The sequence below is a fragment of the Acinetobacter sp. YH16044 genome, assembly GCF_013417145.1.
GTDB lineage: Bacteria > Pseudomonadota > Gammaproteobacteria > Pseudomonadales > Moraxellaceae > Acinetobacter > Acinetobacter amyesii.
On the sequence record NZ_VPEK01000115.1, the window covers coordinates 1 to 1889 of the forward strand.

The following is a 1889-nucleotide window of genomic DNA, read 5'->3' on the forward strand; positions in this document are numbered from 1 at the left end:
AAAGGGAAAAACTATTAAAACTGCCCTATGTACTCGCTAAAGCTCGTACTCTATTGAAGCTCGTTCCTCGCTTCGTGGGGCAGTTTTTGGTTAATCCTGTTTGTGAAATCTAAAAGCAAAAGCATTGGTAATGTATTCGCTTCGCTCATACTTTTTGAAAAGCAAAAGCTCCAAAGTTCGCACCCATTCGGGATGCTCTGTATCTTTCGTTATGAAGCAAAAGGGAGCTTGTAATCAGGGAAAAGGCAGGGGCAAAATTTTAATGCCAGGTGGTCGCTCGTAGACACTCGCTCGGCTCTTACTGGAATGATTAAAATATCTAATCAAAAACGTGGAACATTGTTTAAATATTAAGCGTGGAACGTGAATAATTATAAAAAAACCCCATACGGGCTAGAATGGGGTATTAAGATTAGAATATAACATTGATATTTAAGGAAAATAAATATCAGTTTCGTATAAGGTGTATTATGTTAATTTTAGAAAATCTAAAATAATTATTGATAATTTTTTTTTGAAAATTTAACATACCTTCCGATTGGTATTTTAGGTATGATTACTTATGAACAGTGTGTTACTCGCTTATGTATTACTTGGATTTGCAATAGTTTCCGAAGTGATTGGAAGTAGTTTTTTAGTTAAATCGGAAGGGTTTACAAAACTTTTTCCAAACGTGATGGTCTTTATTTTTTTTAGCACGGCATTTTATTTATTATCACAAGTTATTAAAACAATCCCTTTAGGTATCGCATACGCTATATGGGCTGGTGTTGGGATTGTTCTAACTGCTATAGTTGGCTACTTTGTTTTTAAACAGACACTAGATAATCCTGCTTTAATTGGAATTGGTTTTATCGTATCTGGCGTAATAATTATTAATTTATTTTCGCAATCAGCAGGTCATTAAGTGAAAGAAATTCGGCAACAAAAGAAGCAACCAGAGGTTATTCGAAAGCGCATCCTTGAACAGGCAACTATTCTTGTTTCTCAAAAGGGTATTTCTGGTGTTTCTATTCAAAATATTGCTACAGCAGTAGGTATAACAAAAGGGGGGGTATTTCACCATTTCCCGAATAAAAAAAATTTGATAGAAGAAATGTTCAATCAAATAATTCTTGATTTAGATCAAACAGTTGAATACTTGATTAAACGCGATCCAACAGAATATGGTAAATTCACACGAGCTTATATTCATAGTCCTTTTATCCATCAAATAGATGGGGTGGTTTCTGCTTGGTCAGCGTTATCAATGACTATGATCACAGAGCCTACCTTTAATAAAATTTGGATGGAATGGCTAAAAAATAGATTATCTCAACATGCAGAAACGGATAGTCATCCTGATTTAGAGTTACTTCGTTTAGCAGCAGATGGGTTGTGGCTACAAAGTATTACCGGAGTCATTGATGATGAGCAATGTTCAAAATTAGAAGACGATCTGCTTAATCGAACCTATTTAACATAAAATCTCTTATGCGAAATTTCAGCTCGATGCTTTGAAAGATGGCTAAAGCCATGTTTCAAAGTCGGGCAATTTTGCGCTTGCTGTAATTTGATTTGTAATGAGAAAAACCAAGCAAAGTACCGATCAACTAGTATTTTTTAGGGTCGATCTGACACCAGTCATACGTTTTTTCTTTGACACTACTCGGTTCAAACGAGTAGCAATTTTTCCTCATTATTCTCACCAATGTTTCACCATCACTTTCTCGAATTTGTAGCGGATATTTTTTTAGTACAGCCATATCTGCTCTACGTTCATCAATTTCGTCTTTGCTTGGTATGTATAAAAAGATAGCCAAAATGAACACCATCATCACAGCAACAAACGTGCTGGCAAAAATAAAGATAAGTTTTAAGTTGAGCCTGTTTGTAGCTTCGTTTAATGC

2 protein-coding genes and 1 pseudogene are annotated in these 1889 nt (G+C 35.0%); 2 read left to right on the forward strand and 1 reads right to left on the reverse strand.

Annotated elements, in window-relative coordinates; all coding sequences use genetic code 11:
• Positions 1 to 562 precede the first annotated feature (562 nt).
• Positions 563 to 907 (forward strand): SMR family transporter, encoded by a 345-nt coding sequence (locus FTV38_RS17290; RefSeq protein ID WP_180023023.1) that lies wholly within the window; start codon positions 563 to 565, stop codon positions 905 to 907.
• Positions 908 to 1465, forward strand: coding sequence for a TetR family transcriptional regulator (locus tag FTV38_RS17295; RefSeq protein ID WP_179991715.1), 558 nt, complete (start codon positions 908 to 910; stop codon positions 1463 to 1465).
• A gap of 127 nt (positions 1466 to 1592) precedes the next feature.
• Here FTV38_RS17295 and FTV38_RS17300 read toward each other — a convergent pair.
• Positions 1593 to 1889 (reverse strand): annotated as a pseudogene (locus FTV38_RS17300) (hypothetical protein); the annotation flags it as partial.